At 63.0% G+C, this 16,656-nt stretch carries 12 protein-coding genes and 1 pseudogene; 8 read left to right on the top strand and 5 right to left on the bottom strand.

Annotated features, from left to right (window positions below; translation table 11 throughout):
- Positions 1–134: 134 nt before the first annotated feature.
- The 3 genes from HDG39_RS32550 to HDG39_RS32540 all read right to left on the bottom strand — a co-directional run bounded on the left by HDG39_RS32550 (position 135) and on the right by HDG39_RS32540 (position 4,249).
- Positions 135–1,487 (bottom strand): serine hydrolase, encoded by a 1,353-nt coding sequence (locus HDG39_RS32550; RefSeq protein ID WP_184012101.1) that lies wholly within the window; start codon positions 1,485–1,487, stop codon positions 135–137.
- A 296-nt stretch (positions 1,488–1,783) separates the two neighbouring features.
- Entirely contained in the window at positions 1,784–2,356 is a 573-nt protein-coding gene (locus tag HDG39_RS32545; RefSeq protein ID WP_184012099.1) for a GNAT family N-acetyltransferase, read from the bottom strand.
- Positions 2,357–2,461: 105 nt separating this feature from the next.
- Positions 2,462–4,249 (bottom strand): serine hydrolase, encoded by a 1,788-nt coding sequence (locus tag HDG39_RS32540; protein ID WP_184012097.1) that lies wholly within the window; start codon positions 4,247–4,249, stop codon positions 2,462–2,464.
- A gap of 429 nt (positions 4,250–4,678) precedes the next feature.
- On the opposite strand from HDG39_RS32540, the pseudogene HDG39_RS32535 reads away from it, so the two are divergent.
- A pseudogene (locus HDG39_RS32535) lies at positions 4,679–5,059 on the top strand (alpha/beta fold hydrolase); the annotation flags it as partial.
- Between the two features lie 290 nt (positions 5,060–5,349).
- A complete protein-coding gene (locus HDG39_RS32530; protein WP_184012095.1) occupies positions 5,350–6,135 on the top strand; it encodes an AraC family transcriptional regulator in 786 nt (261 codons plus the stop codon).
- A gap of 54 nt (positions 6,136–6,189) precedes the next feature.
- Here the strand turns inward: HDG39_RS32530 and HDG39_RS32525 are convergent, their stop codons facing one another.
- Positions 6,190–7,791, bottom strand: coding sequence for a DHA2 family efflux MFS transporter permease subunit (locus HDG39_RS32525; protein ID WP_018425335.1), 1,602 nt, complete (start codon positions 7,789–7,791; stop codon positions 6,190–6,192).
- Between the two features lie 296 nt (positions 7,792–8,087).
- On the opposite strand from HDG39_RS32525, the gene HDG39_RS32520 reads away from it, so the two are divergent.
- The 3 genes from HDG39_RS32520 (at position 8,088) to HDG39_RS32510 (ending at position 11,294) form a co-directional block, all read left to right on the top strand.
- Positions 8,088–8,750 carry an alpha/beta hydrolase gene (locus HDG39_RS32520; protein ID WP_184012093.1) on the top strand — a complete coding sequence of 221 codons (663 nt, stop codon included), beginning with the start codon at positions 8,088–8,090 and terminating at the stop codon, positions 8,748–8,750.
- Between the two features lie 188 nt (positions 8,751–8,938).
- Entirely contained in the window at positions 8,939–9,991 is a 1,053-nt protein-coding gene (locus tag HDG39_RS32515; protein ID WP_184012091.1) for a rod shape-determining protein, read from the top strand.
- 514 nt (positions 9,992–10,505) lie between these two features.
- Entirely contained in the window at positions 10,506–11,294 is a 789-nt protein-coding gene (locus tag HDG39_RS32510) for an alpha/beta fold hydrolase (protein ID WP_184012089.1), read from the top strand.
- Positions 11,295–11,359: 65 nt separating this feature from the next.
- On the opposite strand, the gene HDG39_RS32505 is transcribed toward HDG39_RS32510, so the two are convergent.
- Positions 11,360–11,761, bottom strand: a complete 402-nt coding sequence (locus HDG39_RS32505; protein WP_018425331.1) for a hypothetical protein — start codon at positions 11,759–11,761, stop codon at positions 11,360–11,362.
- A gap of 353 nt (positions 11,762–12,114) precedes the next feature.
- Here HDG39_RS32505 and gltA point away from each other — a divergent pair, with 353 nt between their 5' ends.
- The 3 genes from gltA (at position 12,115) to HDG39_RS32490 (ending at position 16,649) form a co-directional block, all read left to right on the top strand.
- Entirely contained in the window at positions 12,115–13,413 is a 1,299-nt protein-coding gene (gene gltA, locus HDG39_RS32500; protein ID WP_184012087.1) for a citrate synthase, read from the top strand.
- Between the two features lie 333 nt (positions 13,414–13,746).
- Positions 13,747–16,026: an amylo-alpha-1,6-glucosidase gene (locus tag HDG39_RS32495; protein ID WP_184012109.1), complete on the top strand. Its 2,280-nt coding sequence runs from the start codon at positions 13,747–13,749 to the stop codon at positions 16,024–16,026.
- The gene (locus HDG39_RS32490) at positions 16,023–16,649 is read left to right on the top strand and encodes a DUF429 domain-containing protein (protein ID WP_184012085.1); all 627 of its coding nucleotides are present in this window, start codon (positions 16,023–16,025) and stop codon (positions 16,647–16,649) included. The genes HDG39_RS32495 and HDG39_RS32490 overlap by 4 nt, the downstream gene beginning before the upstream one ends.
- Positions 16,650–16,656 lie beyond the last annotated feature (7 nt).

The raw sequence follows: 16,656 nt of genomic DNA, 5'->3' as shown, positions 1-16,656 counted from the left end.
GCCCGGCAACAAAGTCATCTGGCGAGGTATGCATCGATTGATCGACATCGAGCTTGGGTATTGGCTGGGCCGAGAAAAAAGTGGGTAATTGAAAGATTTCGTCAAATGTAAACAGACCCTAGGAATTCGCGTCATCAAGAATCCATTTTGCGCGCGACCAGATCGTACCCGTTCTGATGCAGCGTCAGCTTTTCGGCGATCCCTTGATCGTCCATTTCGAAGGTGATCTGCGCGTCAATCAACTTCGCAAAAAATCGGTGTTCGGCCTCGGGATACAGCGCGATTCTCGGTTGCCCGGTACCTTGGGTGAAAAGTTGTCCCTTATCGACCGTCATCGTCAGGATGAAGTCCGGACGCAGCCAGAAACGCCCTGCATAGGATTGCAAGCGGACGGGATCGACGTCGATCTCGTTTCGAATCTTGACCGGTTGCCGTAGGGGTTTTTCGGGTTTCAAGAGATGCAAGCCAATGTCGCCAACGTCGAACGCCGCGTTCGCCAACACCACGACGCCTCGTGATGCGCGACGATCGAACCCGATGAACGACCGGCACCCCAGTGTTCCTCCGGTATGGCCGAACCATTCTGGTTCGCCATCTGCGCTGCCGACGCCCATTCCCCAACAAAGTGGAATGACCTGGTCTCCAAGCTGCCGACGTATGTCGAGCGTATGGCCAATTGCTTTATCGAGTGCGGACGGCCGATGACCCATCACGGCTTCGAGAAATTGCAGTTGATCACCTACCGTAGACACCAACGCCCCTGCCGCTCCAAACACCTGACCGAGATCCATCCGCTGCGCGAAACGCAGGTCGAGGTCGTGACCAGGGATGCACCTCCTTTCAATCTCGTCAGGCAGTGCGATGGCCGTACTCGCCAGTTGCAGCGGTGTGAGGATGCGAGCCCTCAGCACGGTTTCGTAATCCGCTCCTGCCCGACATGCAAGCGCATAGCCCAGGAGGCCAACGCCGAGGTTCGAATACTCGAACTCCGAGCCGATGTCACGGGTCAGTTCGTAGCGGGCCAGGAACGCGTAAAGAAGATCGATCGTGTAACCCGAGAACGGGTCGGGTGAACCGTTCCCGGCCATGTTGTTGGGGTGACGGGGCAACGCGGATGTATGCGTCGCAAGGTCATGTAGAGTGATAGTCCTGCCGTTGCGTTCTGGTACGGCCGGATTGCCGGGCAAAAGACGCTGGACTGGCTCATCAAGCGAGACTTCGCCACTCGCGATCATGTCCGCGAGCAGGATCGCGGTATACACTTTCGTCACTGATCCAATTTCGAACGCAGTGTGCTGGTCGGGGATACGGGCGTCGTTCTGATCGAATCGGCCATAGCCGACAACGCGCCGCTCGCCGTCGCCCACCATTCCAACGACGATTCCCACGCCTTCGCGGCGGATATCGATCCGGTCCGAAAGGATGCGTCGGATTGCGTTGCCATCAAGGAAGCGAGTACTGGGTGTAAGGGGATCTTTCGATGGCATGGGGCTCCTCTGTGTAGGTCGGATTAATCACGTCGGAGCTGAAGTAGGTGGCAGCTTGCGTCCACGTGGTCGTCAAATGGAAGACAAAACCTCACTTTCATTCGGTTGGGCTACGCAACAAAAAATGGATAAGGGGCGAGTTGGGGGCGGTGCGCCGCTCCCGTTTGTCGCGTGGCCACCATCGCACCAAAGATTGCAGTAGTGGTAAGGCAATTCCGGTAAGTCGACACTCCGAAGTGAATTTGCTCCGTCCAGGAGAGTTCAGCCTCTCAAGGGACAGTGGCAAGTTCATCGGTCTAACGGCAGTTAGTGTCTATATAGGCCAGACGATCACGTTCAAGCAGGCCATACAACTCGCTATCTGACACCTCGTCGCCAACTATCCAACGATCACGCAACAACCCTTCACGGATAAACCCGAGCCGCTCGAGAAGACGCGCCGAGGCTGAATTCCGTGGGTCGATATCCGCTTCAATCCGGTGTAAATTCAGCGTGCCGAAACCATGCTCGATTAGCGCAGAAGCCGCCTCTCGCATAAATCCGTTTCCCCAATGCTTGCGTTTCAGACTAAAGCCTATCTCCGCGCGCCGGCATTGCTCGTTCGCATTAAAGAGAGCGCAGTCGCCGAGCACTTCACGGGTCGCCCGCAATGCAACTACGCAGATGAAATCCTGGCCGTCGGCTGACGTCTTCAATTTGCGTGAGACGCGATCCGTTGCCTGGTCTAGCGATGTCATCGCTCGAAACGGAAAATAGCGCATTGCCTCAGGATCTGACCAGATCGCAAACAGCCCTTGCGCGTCCTCATGACGCAGCGGCCGCAGAATGAGACGCGTGGTAGTCAATGTGACCGGTTCAAAGGTTGTCATGACGAAGGCGGTGCATCGGGAAAGGATGGTTCTGTTAAAGCACGTGAGCAGGCGACGTGTCTGGGCAGTTAGCCGTACCCACAGCCGTCTGCCGGGAACGCGAGGCTAACTCTTGAGCAGCCCGTCGCTTTCGAGCGCGTCAGCAGGGATGGAGTCGTCGATGCGCGGCCACTCCAACTCGACATGTGCATTCCAGTGGCGAAGCGCTTTCGCACGACCGTCCTCTTCGAGAACGAATTCAAACGTGATGTCCGGGAAATCGCTGCTGCGAAATTGCAGGCCTTTGAATGGTTTCAGGACATCGGCCGGTTCGCCCGGATGGAACAATGCGATATCGTGGTCTCGACTCAGCTTGACACCGATCTTCCTGCCAAGAGGCGTTTCGTACGTGCCGACAAGTCTTGCGAGGACGTCCGCATCGGGTAGCGTTGGCAGACGAGCGAATACGGCTTCCGCCTGATCAAGCCGTATCGCCGCGCGATCTATATCGCCGAGCATGCTTGTAAGGAACGAAACCGACCATGCGCCATTTGTCTCGTCATCAGCCGTGTCAAAGCGATCGTAATGGAAATGGTTAAGGGGCAGCTTGACCTGACGGAATTCGAACTGGAGTTGCGTGCCGTCAGTTGTGATATCCAGCGTTCCATACGCCGGGTGCTCGTACGAGCCGGCGTAATCCGCTAAGTTGTGCGACGGCTGTGTGTTCGGAACCGCACGTGGCACGGCCCGTTCTCGGGCCTCGCGCATTGTCGCCTTTGCCTTCTTGCGAAAGTCGAGCAGGCGCGCTGTCCAGTCGGTCTCTTTGAGGCCAAGCGCGCGACTATAGATATCGAAGCCGATTGCGTTGCTTAGCGGGGCGCAATGGTCGCCTATCACGAATACGGAAACACCGATCTTCTCTTCCGGCAAATATGACACCTGCGAATGAAACGCACGCAGCGTGCCGCCATGACTCGTCAACAGATGACCCCGAAACGCGGCCGTCATGCGTCCCATGCCGTAGATGCCGTTAAGATCGGTTTTGAAGCCGAACACGTCACTCATTTCGGTTGGCCACGGCAAGCCGAGAGCGAGCGTCGCTTTTAGAACGCTCTCGGGTATGACCTGCTTGCCGTCGATCCGTCCGTCGTTCATCAGCATGATCGACCAGCGCGCGATGTCCTCCAGGCTGGAGACGATGCTGCCCGCCGGACTGGACTTGTCATCTTTCGGCGCAGGTGTTTGCCAAAATTCATTACTGTCGCGTCGTTCAGAGAAAGGTAACGCGTAGTCTCCCTGGTCGTCGGCTTTTGCGTCGCCATACGTGAACAAGGTTCGGTGCATACCAAGGGGCACCAGAATCTCGTCGCTGATGAATTGTTCCCATGGCTTACCGCTTATCAGCTCGATGATATGGCCGACCGCTTCGTACATCATGTTGTTGTAGATGAGCCGCGAGCGCATCGGAGCAATCGGCTTCATGAAGCGGATGCGATCAAAGAGATCCTTCGTCGAGTAGTCCGATTCGTACCAGATCATGTCATAACGCGGCACACCAGTTTTGTGCCCGAGCATGTCGCGTAATGTGACTGCCGCATCAAGTGACTGATCATAAAACCGCAGACTGGGTACTGCATTGCGAATCGGTTCATCGAAACTCAGCAGGCCACGTTCAACCAGCAGACCTGCGGCGACAGCGGTAAAAAGTTTCGTATTCGACGCGATTGGAAACAGTGTCGAGGAAGTAAATGGCCGCGCCTTCGCAACGTCACGATGGCCGTACCCCTGCGTCATCACGACCTCGTCATTCCTGACAATACTCACACCGACTCCCGGCACGTGCCAGTCACGCACGAGAGTTTCCATATACCTCTCGAAATCGCCCAAATCCGTTTTGCTCGAATCGCTTGACATAGAGTCTTCCTTCTAATCAAAAGTAGCTTGTTAGAAAAGCCGAATGTATCGGGAGCAGCGTGACGGAGCGGTTGGCAGCCGGTGATTCTAGCGAGAAAAATAAAGCAGCAACGGAATGGCGCACAAAGTCGCCTGAATGACGATTCAGGGTGATTGCCCGCTTCGCGGTCAAGGCCGCGCGTGAAATTGGCCTCGGTGAATATTGAAAGGCCGCTATATGCAATTCGAAAGGCCGTTCAGAGTGGCGGATTCAACCGGTCGCAGCCTTGCGAGGTTCAAACGGCGTATGCGCACTGCATGAGGGGCGCCCAGCCATGAAGAGGTCGCGGACGCTGCGAATCCGATTGCCCCAGCGCCGCCGAATGTCGACCATGTTTCGAGCGATGTTCCGTTCAAGATGAGCCAACTGCCGGTGTAGTAACCAGCGGCGACAATCTCGAACGCTTCGTGTTGGCACTAGACCTGCGGGAGATAACGCTCGTCATGCATGATTTCGGCGGGCCGGTTGGTATGGGTCTCGCGTCTCGCCATCCGGATCGCGTGCGGCGCATCATCAGCGTCAACGGACCCACGCCGTTCGGCCAGGCAACGCTGGTTGACCGATGGCGAGCAAACGCCAAGGTATCCCCGTGGTTTCAGTGGATCTTGAACGCCGAGGCTGAAGGACGTCTCGATGCCGTGCTGGGCGAACTCGGTTTCAATATTCTGAGTACATTTAAGCTCAACGGTTTCGAAGACCACGGTTTGATCAACGATACGTGGCTGCGCGCGTACGGTTCCCGCTTCGCGACACCAGCCGAGTGCGCAGGCGAGCATCGCGACGATCCAATCCGGTCAGCCGGATTAGCGGCCTTCGACGAGTGAATAGATCAAGAAGCCCAGCGCGACCGAGAGCAGCATCACGCCGCCGACGGGCGGGTGATTGGCATGACGTCGTATCGGACGGTGCTGGAGGAGTTGGTGGAGCGGGCGGGGTAACCAGGCCTTAGGCGGGGTGCGCGCTCATGGTGGCCGAACCCTGTTAGCCCGCCTCGCAGCCGCGCCCCGCGCGCGTGCTAATCTTGCTCCCTTCGCGGACGTCCCGCGTCAGAGCAGACACCATGACGGAAGCCTTCGATCCGGACGGCATCGAGCAAGCGGTCTTCGTGGTCGGCGAGCGCCATGCGACGCTGGACGAGCCGTGGCGCGCGTATCGGCGCGCGCGTCTGATTCACGTCAGCGAAGGCGTGCTGACCGTGCGCACGGCATCCGGCCGTTGGGTCGTGCCGCCCGCCCGCGCGCTGTGGATCGCCGCGAATACGCAGCACTGCCTGCACGCGACGCGCCCGGTGCAGTCGTATTCGCTCTACGTCGCAACCGATGCCGCAATGGACGCCACCGACGACTCCGCCGACGCCGCGCCGCTGCCCGCGCAGACCGGCGCGCTGATCCCCGACACACTGGTGCAGGCGCTGCTCGCCGCCGCGGCCGATCTGCCGCACGATCACGCGCCCGATGAACCCGCCCGCCGTCTGCTGCAGGTGCTGCTGGATCGCGTCGCCGGCTTGCCCGCCGCGCCGCTTGGCTTGAACTGGCCGGCCGATCCGCGCGCGCGGCGCATCGCCGAGGCGCTCAGCGCGAATCCCGCGCAATCGCTGGTGCTGGAGGAACTCGCCGCGGCCGCGGGCGTGACCGCGCGCACGGCCGCGCGTTTGTTCGCGAAGGAAACGGGGCAGACCTTCGGTCAATGGCGCCAGCAGTTGCGTCTGCTGGCCGCGCTCGAACATCTGGGCGCCGGTGAGAGCGTCACGCAGGTGGCGCTCGAAGTCGGCTACAACGACGTGTCGTCGTTTATCGCGGTGTTTCGCGATGCGTTCGGCGACACGCCGGCGCGCTATTTCCGCTGACGCCGCTTCGTGGCCACCGCGCGAGCGTCGCCGTCGCACGAAAACGAATCTGCCTCAATGAGCGCCGGCCGCATCCGGTCCACCGCCGCCCTTGGCCGGCCGCGTGATCCAGATCAGCGGAATGATCAGCACGAAGATGATCGCCGACACAAAGAAGACGTCGTTCAGGCCCATCATCGCGGCCTGCGTGTTCACGGTGAAATCGAACAGCGCATTCGCCGATTGTGGATTCAGATGCAGCACCGACTGCGTGTTGTCGATCTGCTGCGCGAACAACGGGTTGTCGACCGACGCCTGCTCGGTGAGCCGCACATGATGCAGTATCGTGCGGTTGTTCCACGCGGTACCCGCGATCGACGTGCCCACCGCGCCGCAGAACACCCGCACGAAATTCGACAGCCCCGCCGCCGCCGGAATCCGGCTCTGCGGCTGGCCGGACAGGATGATCGCCGTTAGCGGCACGAAGAACAGCGCCATCGGAATGCCTTGCAGCAGCGTCGGCAGCACGAGGTGCCACGTGTCGATCTCGATCACGTACTTCGAGCGCATGTAGAACACGATCGCGAAGCCAACGAACGCGACCGTCGAGATCACGCGCGCGTCCGAGTGCGGCAGCACGCGGCCGAGTATCGGCGCAAGAATGATCGCGAAGATGCCGAGCGGTGCGGTGACGAGGCCGGCGTCGATCGAACGGTAGTTCAGGTACTCCTGCATCCATTGCGGCAGCAGCACGAGATTGCCGAAAAATACCCCGTAGGCGATCGAAATCGCGATCGTGCCGCCGAGAAAATTGCGCTGCTGAAAGAGCCGCAGATCGACGATCGGGTGCTCCTCGGTCAGCTCCCATACGAGGAAAAACGCAAAGCTGATCAGCGCGACGAGGCCGAGAATCGCGATCACCGGCGACGAGAACCAGTCGAGATCCTTGCCCTTGTCGAGCATGATCTGCAGCGACGCGACCCACGTGATCAGCAGGCCGAGGCCGACCACGTCGATCGGCGGCTTGCGCGTCGGCGATTCGCGGGTGCGGTAGATCATCCACGTGACGCCGGCCGCGAACAGGCCGACCGGGATGTTGATGTAGAAGATCCACGACCAGCTGTAACTGTCGGTGATCCAGCCGCCTAGCGCCGGGCCCGCGATCGGGCCGACGGTGGCGGTCATCGCCCACAGCGCGAGCGCGGTCGACGACTTCTCCTTCGGATACGAGCCGAGCAGGATCGCCTGCGACAACGGAATCAGCGGTCCGGCCACCGCGCCCTGGAATACCCGCGCCAGCAGCAGGATCGGCAGCGTCGGCGCGATGCCGCACAGCCACGACGCGAGCGTGAAGGACAGGATCGCGCCGACGAACAGCTTCACCTGGCCGATGCGCTGCGTGAGCCAACCGGTCAGCGGAATTGCCACCGCGTTGGAGGCCGCGAACACGGTGATCACCCACGTGCCCTCGTCGACCGAGACGCCGAGGTTGCCGGAAATGGTCGGAATCGCGACGTTCGCGATCGACGTGTCGAGCACGTTCATGAACGTGGCGAGCGCGACCGCGATCGTCGCGAGAACCAGCCGGCCGCCTTCGAGAGGCGCGGGCGGCGACGGTGGCGCGGGTGGCTGAGGCGGCGGCGACGCGGAATCAGGCGCGGCGTTGGGCTGGCTCAAAAGGCGTTCTCCGGATGTTTTGCGGCGGACGGCGCGAACGGCGTGAGGACGGACGGCGAGGGCGCGCGATTCGCAATGCATGGTCGGCGCAGGATGCCGTGGACCGTGTACCGCGGCGGCGGGTCCGTCGATGCGCAAAAGCATACCCGCAATCGCCGGGCGGCGCCGGCCACGGCAGCAGCCGATGCGGCGCCCGACGGCGCGAACGCGGCACGCGGCGTATGCTCGCGGCTGAGGCTGCGTCACCAAAGGCCGAAACGTACACCCAATCCCACGGAAAAAAGGACCACACACCCATGAGCTGGCAACAATTCGAACACGGCTGGCGGCGCTCGCCGCAAAACACGCCCGCGACGAGCCTCGTTGTGCTGATGCACGGCGTCGGCAGCAACGCGCGCGATCTGATGCCGCTCGCCGACATCTGGAGCGAGGACCTGCCCGGCACGGCGTTCGTGTCGCTCGACGGCACCGATCCGTTCGACGGCGGCTTCGGCGGCCGCCAGTGGTTCAGCCTGCGCGACGTCGGCGCGGCGAACCGCGAGGCGCGCGTCGCCGCCGCCTATCCGGCGCTGCGCCACGTGCTCGACGCCGAGCTCGCGCATTGGCAGCTGTCTTTCGACCGGCTTGCGCTGGTCGGCTTCTCGCAAGGTTCGATCATGGCACTGCATCACGTCGCGTCGAGCGTTGAGGGCGCGGCGGGCGTCGTCGCGTATTCGGGGCGGCTCGCCTCGCCGATCGTATCGTCGAACCGCGCGACGCCGCTCACGCTCGTCCACGGCGAGAACGACGAGGTGATCCCGGTGCGCGAACTCGAATCCGCGGCCGACGCTTTCAACTCCGCCGGCTACGCGGTCGACGCCTACGTGCTGCCCGGCGTCGGCCACACGATCACCGCCGACGGCGTCGCGCTCGGCCGTGACGCGCTGGAACGCGCACTGGGCGAGCTGTCGCGCGATTGACACAACCCCACTAGAAAGTGGCCCTAAAGATTCTGACGGGCTTGCCGTCATATGGGCAATAGCTTGAAAATCACCCCCGCCGCGCGGGAAGCGCAACGCCCAGCGGGCGTGTCGCGCGGCTTCGGGGTACCGGGGGCGCATTTCCAGACCGCCTTGGACGGCGCATAACGACACATCAGAGCCTGCATATGGCCAGACCGACGCCGCATTACCCGCTCTTTGAGCGACTGTTCCGCCACTCCGTGGCGGTGGATCTCGGCACGGCCAACACTCTTATCTATACCGACGACGGTGGCATCGTGCTGAACCAGCCGTCCGTCGTGTGCTTCGAGACGCAGCCCGCGAGCGGGTCGAAGCGGATCGCCGCGATCGGCGCCGAGGCGCGCCAGCTGCTCGGCCGCGTGCCGCGCAATCTCGAAGCGGTGCGGCCGATGCGCCACGGCGTCATCGCCAACTTCTCCGCCGCCGAACACATGATCAAGCAATTCGTCGACATGGCGCGGCCGCGTTCGCTCTTCAGCCGGCGCGCGGCATTCACGCTGTGCGTGCCGGCCTCCGCGACCCACGTCGAGCGCCGCGCGATCCGCGAAGCGGCCGAGGCGGCTGGCGCGTGGAAGGTCAGCCTGATCGGCGAATCGCTCGCGTCGGCGCTCGGCGCGGGCCTGCCGGTGGGCGACGCGACCGGCTCGATGGTGGTGGACATCGGCGGCGGCACCACCGAGGTCGGCGTGATCGCGCTGGGCGGCACCGCGTATAGCGGCTCGGTGCGCGTCGGCGGCGACAATTTCGACGCGGCGATCATCGGCTACGTGCGCAATCTGTATGGCGTGCTGCTCGGCGAGCAGACCGCCGAGCACGTCAAGAGAGCCATCGGCTCGGCCGTGCACGACGTGCCGCTCGAGCAGATGAACGCAACCGGCCGCAGCGTCGACGATGGGCTACCGCGCACGGTGCAGTTGAGCAACCGCGATATTTCGGAGGCGATCGAAGGGCCGCTGAGTCAGGTGATCGGCGCGGTGAAGCGTGGGCTCGAATTGGCTCCCGCCGAACTGGTGACGGACATCGCGCACAAGGGCATCGTGCTGACCGGTGGCGGCGCGCTGCTGCGCAATCTGGGGCGGCGTTTGAGCCGGGAAATCGGCCTCGACGTGCACGTCGCCGACGAACCGTTGACCTGCGCGGTGCGTGGCGCGGGCGCGGCGGCCGCGGCGGGGTGGGTGGACGAAGCCTGGGACGCGTGAGTGGTGGATGGGGGCTTGGGTGACGGCCAAATTGCATTCCACCCCATTCCATCGCAGATGCCCTGCTGGGTCAGTGTGGCCGTATCAATCTGATTGAGCACGAGGCGCAAGCTGGCTGCCGGATTGGTGGGCACAATCCAAACGAGTAGTCCCTTTGTCGCCACGCGCGAGTGGTTCGCGGAAAAGCTGGAATACAACGGCCTCGGCCAGAGCAAGCGATGGAGACGATTCGCTTTTCCGCATGGTGCGTCTTTTTTTCGTGGGTGCTCAATAGGCGCTCCGTCGGGGCACCCGGCAGACGCCTGCCCGACGCGTCGCTGACGCTTATGTGACAATGCGCATCGCGTCCCATTTTCCGGGACGCCGATATGCTCATTTCCAATGCTTGTTGCCGGCTCCGCGCGCATTCGCGCGCCGATGCCGCGCTGCCCGTAGCTCACCCGTGAATCAATCTGTTTCCGCTTCGTCGCCGTCGTCATCGCCATCCTTCATCGGACTGCGCAACGGCTTGCGCATGCCTTACGTCGAAGCCGGCGACGGCGACTTGCTGCTGTTCGTGCACGGCTCGTTGTGCGACCACCGCTACTGGCAGCCGCAACTGGCCGGTCTGTCGAAGCGCTATCGCTGCGTCGCGGTCAGTCTCACGCATTACTGGCCAGTGACGGATAGCTCGGCAGACCTGCCGTTCAGCTGGAGCAGCCACGCCGATGAAGTGGCGGAGTTCATCGCGCGTTTCGGCGCGGGGCCCGCGCATGTGGTCGGGCATTCGCGCGGCGGCTGCGTCGCCTATCATTTCGCGCGACGCCATCGCGAACACGTGCGCACGCTGACGCTCGCCGATCCGGGCGGCCCGCTGCAGATCGCCGGACGTCCACCCGCGAGCCTGCCGGAGACGGTCAACGCATTGCGCGCGAAAGCGGCTCAGTTGATCGAAAGCGGCGAGGTCGAAGCAGGCTTGCAACTGTTCGTCGATTCGGTGAGCCGCCCCGGCTTCTGGGCGATGAGCACCCCGGGTTTTCGCCGCATGGCGACGGACAACGCGCACACGCTCGCGCGGCAATTCCGCGATCCGCTGCCCGCCTACGTGCCGCAGGACGCGGCCGATCTGCGCTGCCCGGTCCTGCTGATCGACGGCGAGAAGAGTCCCGACATGTTTCATCGCACGGTGACGGCGTTGCGGGGATGGTTGCCCGATGCGCGCCGCGAAACGGTACGCGGTGCGTCGCATGGCATGAACCTCGCCCATCCGTCCGCGTTCAATCGTTACGTGGATGATTTCATTCAGGCGATGAGCGCGCGCTGAGCAAGTAAAGCGAAAATCAACTGCGATCGGCCGGCGCGTGCCGCCGCCGATCGCCCGTTACTGCGTCAGGCCTTGCGATGCGCGTCCTTGTCGAGCGCGCGTTCGGCCACCTCGCCGACGAGCCCGTGATAGTACAGATGCACGCCGATCGCGAGCGAGTCGTTGCGGATTTCGTGGAACACCTTCCACGCCTTCACGGGGTCCTTGAACAACAGATAGTGCGCTTCCTGCGCGATCAGATCCGCGACTTCATGCAGGCCGTGTCCATGCAGCACGTCGACGAGCGTGTCGAGACTGCGATGCGTGCGCGCGTCGGTGCGCGGGTAGAGCATGTGCAGCACCGCGACGTCCTGCGTCTTCAGCGCCGCCGACAACGCGACGACGATATCCTGATGATTCAGCGCGGTGACCGTGTGGTCTTCGGTATGGACATGATCCGGAAACAGCGTTTCGAGAGAGACATTCATTTGTATTCGTCCTGCTTTTCTGTGTGATCAAAAAAACCCGCTTCGAATCGCGGGCCGCAAGCATCAATGCACGGACTGAGTATCGCAGATGGATCACGCCCGACGCAGTGTGCTGGCAGCAAAACATTGTTGCGGCTGGTGTTCCGACCTTCGTGCGACTTTCATCGGCATCGCGATGCACCCGCCGCGTGCCGACAACGAATGTTGCGCCCAAGGAGATGGACTGTTGCGATCAATCGACGCAATCAACGACACGCCGACCCGTAGAATGCGCAGCGGAGCCTGAGCATGCCCGTACTTCTTCGGGAATGCATGCCGGCGCGAGTGCGGTATCAAGCAAAAGGAAGACGTAGATGAACTCGAAGTCACACGCAACGCTGAGCTTTTCGGACAGCGACCAGACCATCGATCTGCCGATCTATCAGGGCTCGCTGGGCCCCGATGTCATCGACATCCGCAAGCTGTACGGCCAGAGCGGCAAATTCACGTACGACCCGGGCTTCATGTCGACGGCGGCGTGCAACTCCGAAATCACGTATATCGACGGCGACAAGGGCGAACTGCTCTACCGCGGCTACCCGATCGACAACCTCGCGCAGAACGCCGACTTCCTCGAAACCTGCTACCTGCTGCTGAAGGGCGAACTGCCGAACGCCCAGCAGAAAGCCGAGTTCGAGAACACCGTCACGCAGCACACGATGGTGCACGAGCAGATGCACTTCTTTTTCCGCGGCTTCCGTCGCGACGCGCACCCGATGGCGATTCTGGTCGCCGCGGTCGGCGCGCTGTCCGCGTTCTACCACGACTCGCTCGACATCACGAACCAGCAGCATCGCGACGTATCGGCGGTCCGCATGATCGCGAAGCTGCCCACGCTGGTCGCGATGGCGTACAAGTACAGCGTCGGTCAACCGTTCGTGTATCCGAAGAACGACCTGTCGTACAGCGCGAACTTCATGCGCATGATGTTCTCGAATCCGGCCGAGGAATACGAGGTCAACGACGTGCTGGTGCGCGCGCTCGACCGCATTCTGATTCTTCACGCGGACCACGAGCAGAACGCGTCGACGTCGACCGTGCGGCTCGCCGGTTCGTCGGGCGCGAATCCGTTCGCGTGTATCGCGGCCGGTATCGCGTGTCTGTGGGGCCCGGCGCACGGCGGCGCGAACGAAGCCGCGCTGAACATGCTGGAAGAAATCGGCTCGGTCGACAACATTCCCGACTTCATCGCGAAGGTGAAGGACAAGAACTCGGGCGTGAAGCTGATGGGCTTCGGCCACCGCGTGTACAAGAACTACGACCCGCGCGCGAAGCTGATGCGCGAAACCTGCCACGAAGTGCTCGAAGAGCTGGGCCTGCACGACGACCCGCTGTTCAAGCTCGCGATGGCGCTGGAAAAGATCGCGCTCGAAGACGAGTACTTCGTGTCGCGCAAGCTGTACCCGAACGTCGACTTCTACTCGGGCATCGTGCAGCGCGCGCTGGGCATCCCGACGTCGATGTTCACCTGCATCTTCTCGATGGCACGCACGGTCGGCTGGATCGCGCAGTGGAACGAAATGATCGCCGATCCCGAGCAGAAGATCGGTCGTCCGCGTCAGCTGTTCATCGGCGAGACGCTGCGTGAGGCGAAGCCGGTCGCGAAGCGGTAACAGGCCGGATAGACGCCCGACAACGCGTTCAACGACGGTCGCCAACCCACGGCTCACGAGGCCGTGGGTTTTTTTACGTTCCGCGCATCCTGCCGCCTGCACGTCCCGTGCCACCGGAAACGCCGTCAAAAAACGGCGTAAAAAGCCGAAACTCCGAGGCGATAAGCTCGTCTCACGCGGACAGAGCCTCTACAATCGGATGGTCCGGCCAATCGGGGGTCCGGCCAATCGGGGGCCCGGGTGACGGGGCAACCGGGCCATCCGGCGGCAGATCCGAGGCGAGAGACCCGAAGTGCAACTAAACGCAGCAGCGAATCCATAGGAGCGACCTTGATACAGCAGCCAGAAGCCCTCGGCGGGCTGACCCACTCGGGCGGCGTCGATCATCGCGAGCCCGAGCAGGACGGCGTTTTCATCCCGACGGAAAACCTTAACGTCGCGAGCGCTACGCAGCACGTGCTCAAGTCGGGCGACACCTTCGTCGTCAACGATCCGCTCGGCGATATCACCGGCCACGACGATGGCCTGTTCGTCAACGATACGCGCGTGATGTCGCAACTGCGCCTGACCTTCGGCGGCCGCGCGCCGTCGCTGCTGTCGGGCAGCGTAAGCAGCGACAACACCAGTTTCACCGCGCATCTGACCAACCGCCCGCTGCCGCCGCTAGGCGGCGATAGCACGCCCGAAGGCGTGATCCACGTCGAGCGTGTGCGCGTGCTGTCGGGCACCGTGCTCAACGAGGCGATCGAGCTCACGAACTACGGCACGAGCGATGCGAGCGTGCCGCTGTCGATTTCGTTTTCCAGCGATTTCCGCGACATGTTCGAAGTGCGCGGCCTGAAGCGCGACAAACAGGGTCGCGTGCAGCCCGCGCGCATCGAGAATCAGCAGGTGCTGCTCGGCTACATCGGTCTCGACGACGTGGCGCGCAACGTGCAGATCGCGTTCTCGCCGCAGCCGGACAAGCTGTTCGCCGACCGCGCCGACTACACCGTCAAGCTGCCCGCGCAGGCGTGCGTGTCGATCTATCTGTCGATAGCGGTGCAGGTCGTGCCGATGACCGGCAAGCCCGGCGCCGACGTGTCGCAGCCGATGCATGCGGTGAGCGAAGCGCATCTCTCGCAGATCGATGCGGAGCGCCCGCGCGTCGGCCGCGCGGCGGTACGCGCGGCAATGGTGGATGCGCACCTGGTGATGCGCGAGCGACGCAACGCGAGCGCGCGCGTGCGTTCGAGCAATCCGCTGTTCAACGCGTGGATCGACCGCTCGTTCGCCGACCTCGGCCTGCTGACGACGGATCTCGCGACCGGCCCGTACCCGTACGCGGGCATCCCATGGTTTTCGACCCCGTTCGGCCGCGACGCGGTGATCACGTCGCTGCAGACGCTGTGGCTGCAACCGCATCTCGCAGCCGGCGTGCTGCGCTTTCTCGCCGAACATCAGGCGCGCGAGAACTCGCCGTTTCGCGACGCCGCGCCGGGCAAGATCATGCACGAGATGCGCAAGGGCGAAATGGCCGCGGCCGGCGAAGTCCCGTTCGCGCTGTACTACGGCGGTGTCGACACCACGCCGCTGTTCATCGTGCTGGCCGGCGCCTACGCGGCCCGCACCGGCGACGTCGGATTGATCGACGAACTATGGCCCGCGCTCGAACGCGCGGCGCAGTGGGTCGCGGGCGTGTGCGACAAAAACCGGCACGGGCTGCTCGATTACCAGCGCGAATCGGATGGCGGCCTCGCGAACCAGGGCTGGAAAGACAGTCACGATTCGGTGTTCCATGCGGACGGGCGCTTCCCTGACGGCCCGATTGCGCTCGTCGAAGTGCAGGCCTATGCGAGCGCCGCGTTCGACACGATGGCTCACTTCGCGAAGCTGCGCGGCCTGCGCGACGCGGCCGCGCAATACGCGGAGCGCGCGAAGAAGATCCGCCGCTGCGTCGAAGAAAAGTACTGGATGGACGAGATCGGCTTTTATGGCATCGCGCTCGACGGTCATGGCGAGTTGTGTCGCGTGATGGCATCGAACGCGGGGCATCTGCTGGCGTTCGGCCTGCCCACGCGCGAGCGCGGCGAGGCGGTGGTGCGGGCGCTCGACTCGACGCTGTTCCACACCGGCTGGGGCGTGCGCACGCTGGCCGCCAGCCAGGCGCGCTTCAATCCGATGGCATATCACAACGGCTCGGTCTGGCCGCACGACAACGCGCTGTGCGCGCGCGGGCTGTCACGCTATGGCGGCAAGGCGTCGGCCGTGAAGCTGCTGCAGGCGCTGTTCCAGGCCGCGGTCAATTTCGACATGCGCTTGCCCGAGCTGTTTTGCGGCTTCCCGCGACGCCGCGGCGAGCCGCCCACGGCCTATCCGGTCGCGTGTTTGCCGCAGGCATGGGCGGCGGGCTCGCCGTTCATGATGCTCGAGGCGTGTCTGGGCATCACGATCGACGCCGAGCGCCGCGAAGTGCTGATCGAACAGCCGATGTTGCCCGAAGGTATCGACTGGCTCGAGGTCAGCGATTTGCGGGTCGGGGATGCGTCGGTGTCGATCACGTTCCGCCGGATCGGCGAGAAGGTGGTGGCGTCGGCGGAGCAGGGCGATGTGAGGGTGGTGGCGCTGCTTTGACGCCGACCACGGTAGCGGGCATCGATGTTGGCGGCGACCGGAAGGGAAACCATCTGGTCGTCTTGCGCGGTACCGAGATCGTGAGCCATCTCGGTAACGCGACCCCCGAACAGATGCTCGAACGGTGTCGCGCACTCGAGGTGGCGGCGGTCGGCATCGATGCGCCGTGTCGTTGGCGAACAGGCGCCGCGGGACGACTAGCCGAGAAGGCGCTCGCGCGGCAGCGAATCTTTTCGTTTGCGACACCGGCTCGCGAAACGGCGATCGCCAGCAAAAGCGGCTTCTATGGATGGATGTTCAACGGCGAGCGCGTTTACGACGCATTCGTCGCGCACTTTCCGCTTTTCAGCGGCGGCGAAAAACTCAATGGCCGCGTGTGCTTCGAGACATTCCCCCACGCGATCACATGCGCTTTCCTCGGGACGGACGTCGCGTCCGCGAAGCAAAAAGGTCCGCAGCGCCGGGCAATCCTCGAGCGGGAAGGTATCGCAACAGCGGCGCTGACTTCGATCGACGACGTCGACGCGGCGCTGTGCGCGTTGGCGGCACGTTATCTGCTGGAAGGCAGAGTCGATACATACGGTGACGAGCCAGGCGGATTCATCGTGGTGCCTGGACTTTGACACCACA

The sequence above is a fragment of the Paraburkholderia lebeckiae genome (genome assembly GCF_014201005.1).
GTDB lineage: Bacteria > Pseudomonadota > Gammaproteobacteria > Burkholderiales > Burkholderiaceae > Paraburkholderia > Paraburkholderia tuberum.
The sequence above is the reverse complement of the archived record's forward strand: the minus strand, read 5'-3'. Positions and strand labels throughout refer to the sequence as shown.

Bases quoted from the DNA above. Each gene is read 5' to 3' on its own strand.
- gltA (WP_184012087.1), top strand. From the start codon at position 12,115: ATGAACTCGAAGTCACACGCAACGCTGAGCTTTTCGGACAGCGACCAG.
- HDG39_RS32510 (WP_184012089.1), top strand. From the start codon at position 10,506: ATGCCTTACGTCGAAGCCGGCGACGGCGACTTGCTGCTGTTCGTGCAC.
- HDG39_RS32530 (WP_184012095.1), top strand. From the start codon at position 5,350: ATGACGGAAGCCTTCGATCCGGACGGCATCGAGCAAGCGGTCTTCGTG.
- HDG39_RS32550 (WP_184012101.1), bottom strand. From the start codon at position 1,487: ATGCCATCGAAAGATCCCCTTACACCCAGTACTCGCTTCCTTGATGGC.
- HDG39_RS32505 (WP_018425331.1), bottom strand. From the start codon at position 11,761: ATGAATGTCTCTCTCGAAACGCTGTTTCCGGATCATGTCCATACCGAA.
- HDG39_RS32545 (WP_184012099.1), bottom strand. From the start codon at position 2,356: ATGACAACCTTTGAACCGGTCACATTGACTACCACGCGTCTCATTCTG.
- HDG39_RS32515 (WP_184012091.1), top strand. From the start codon at position 8,939: ATGGCCAGACCGACGCCGCATTACCCGCTCTTTGAGCGACTGTTCCGC.
- HDG39_RS32520 (WP_184012093.1), top strand. From the start codon at position 8,088: ATGAGCTGGCAACAATTCGAACACGGCTGGCGGCGCTCGCCGCAAAAC.
- HDG39_RS32540 (WP_184012097.1), bottom strand. From the start codon at position 4,249: ATGTCAAGCGATTCGAGCAAAACGGATTTGGGCGATTTCGAGAGGTAT.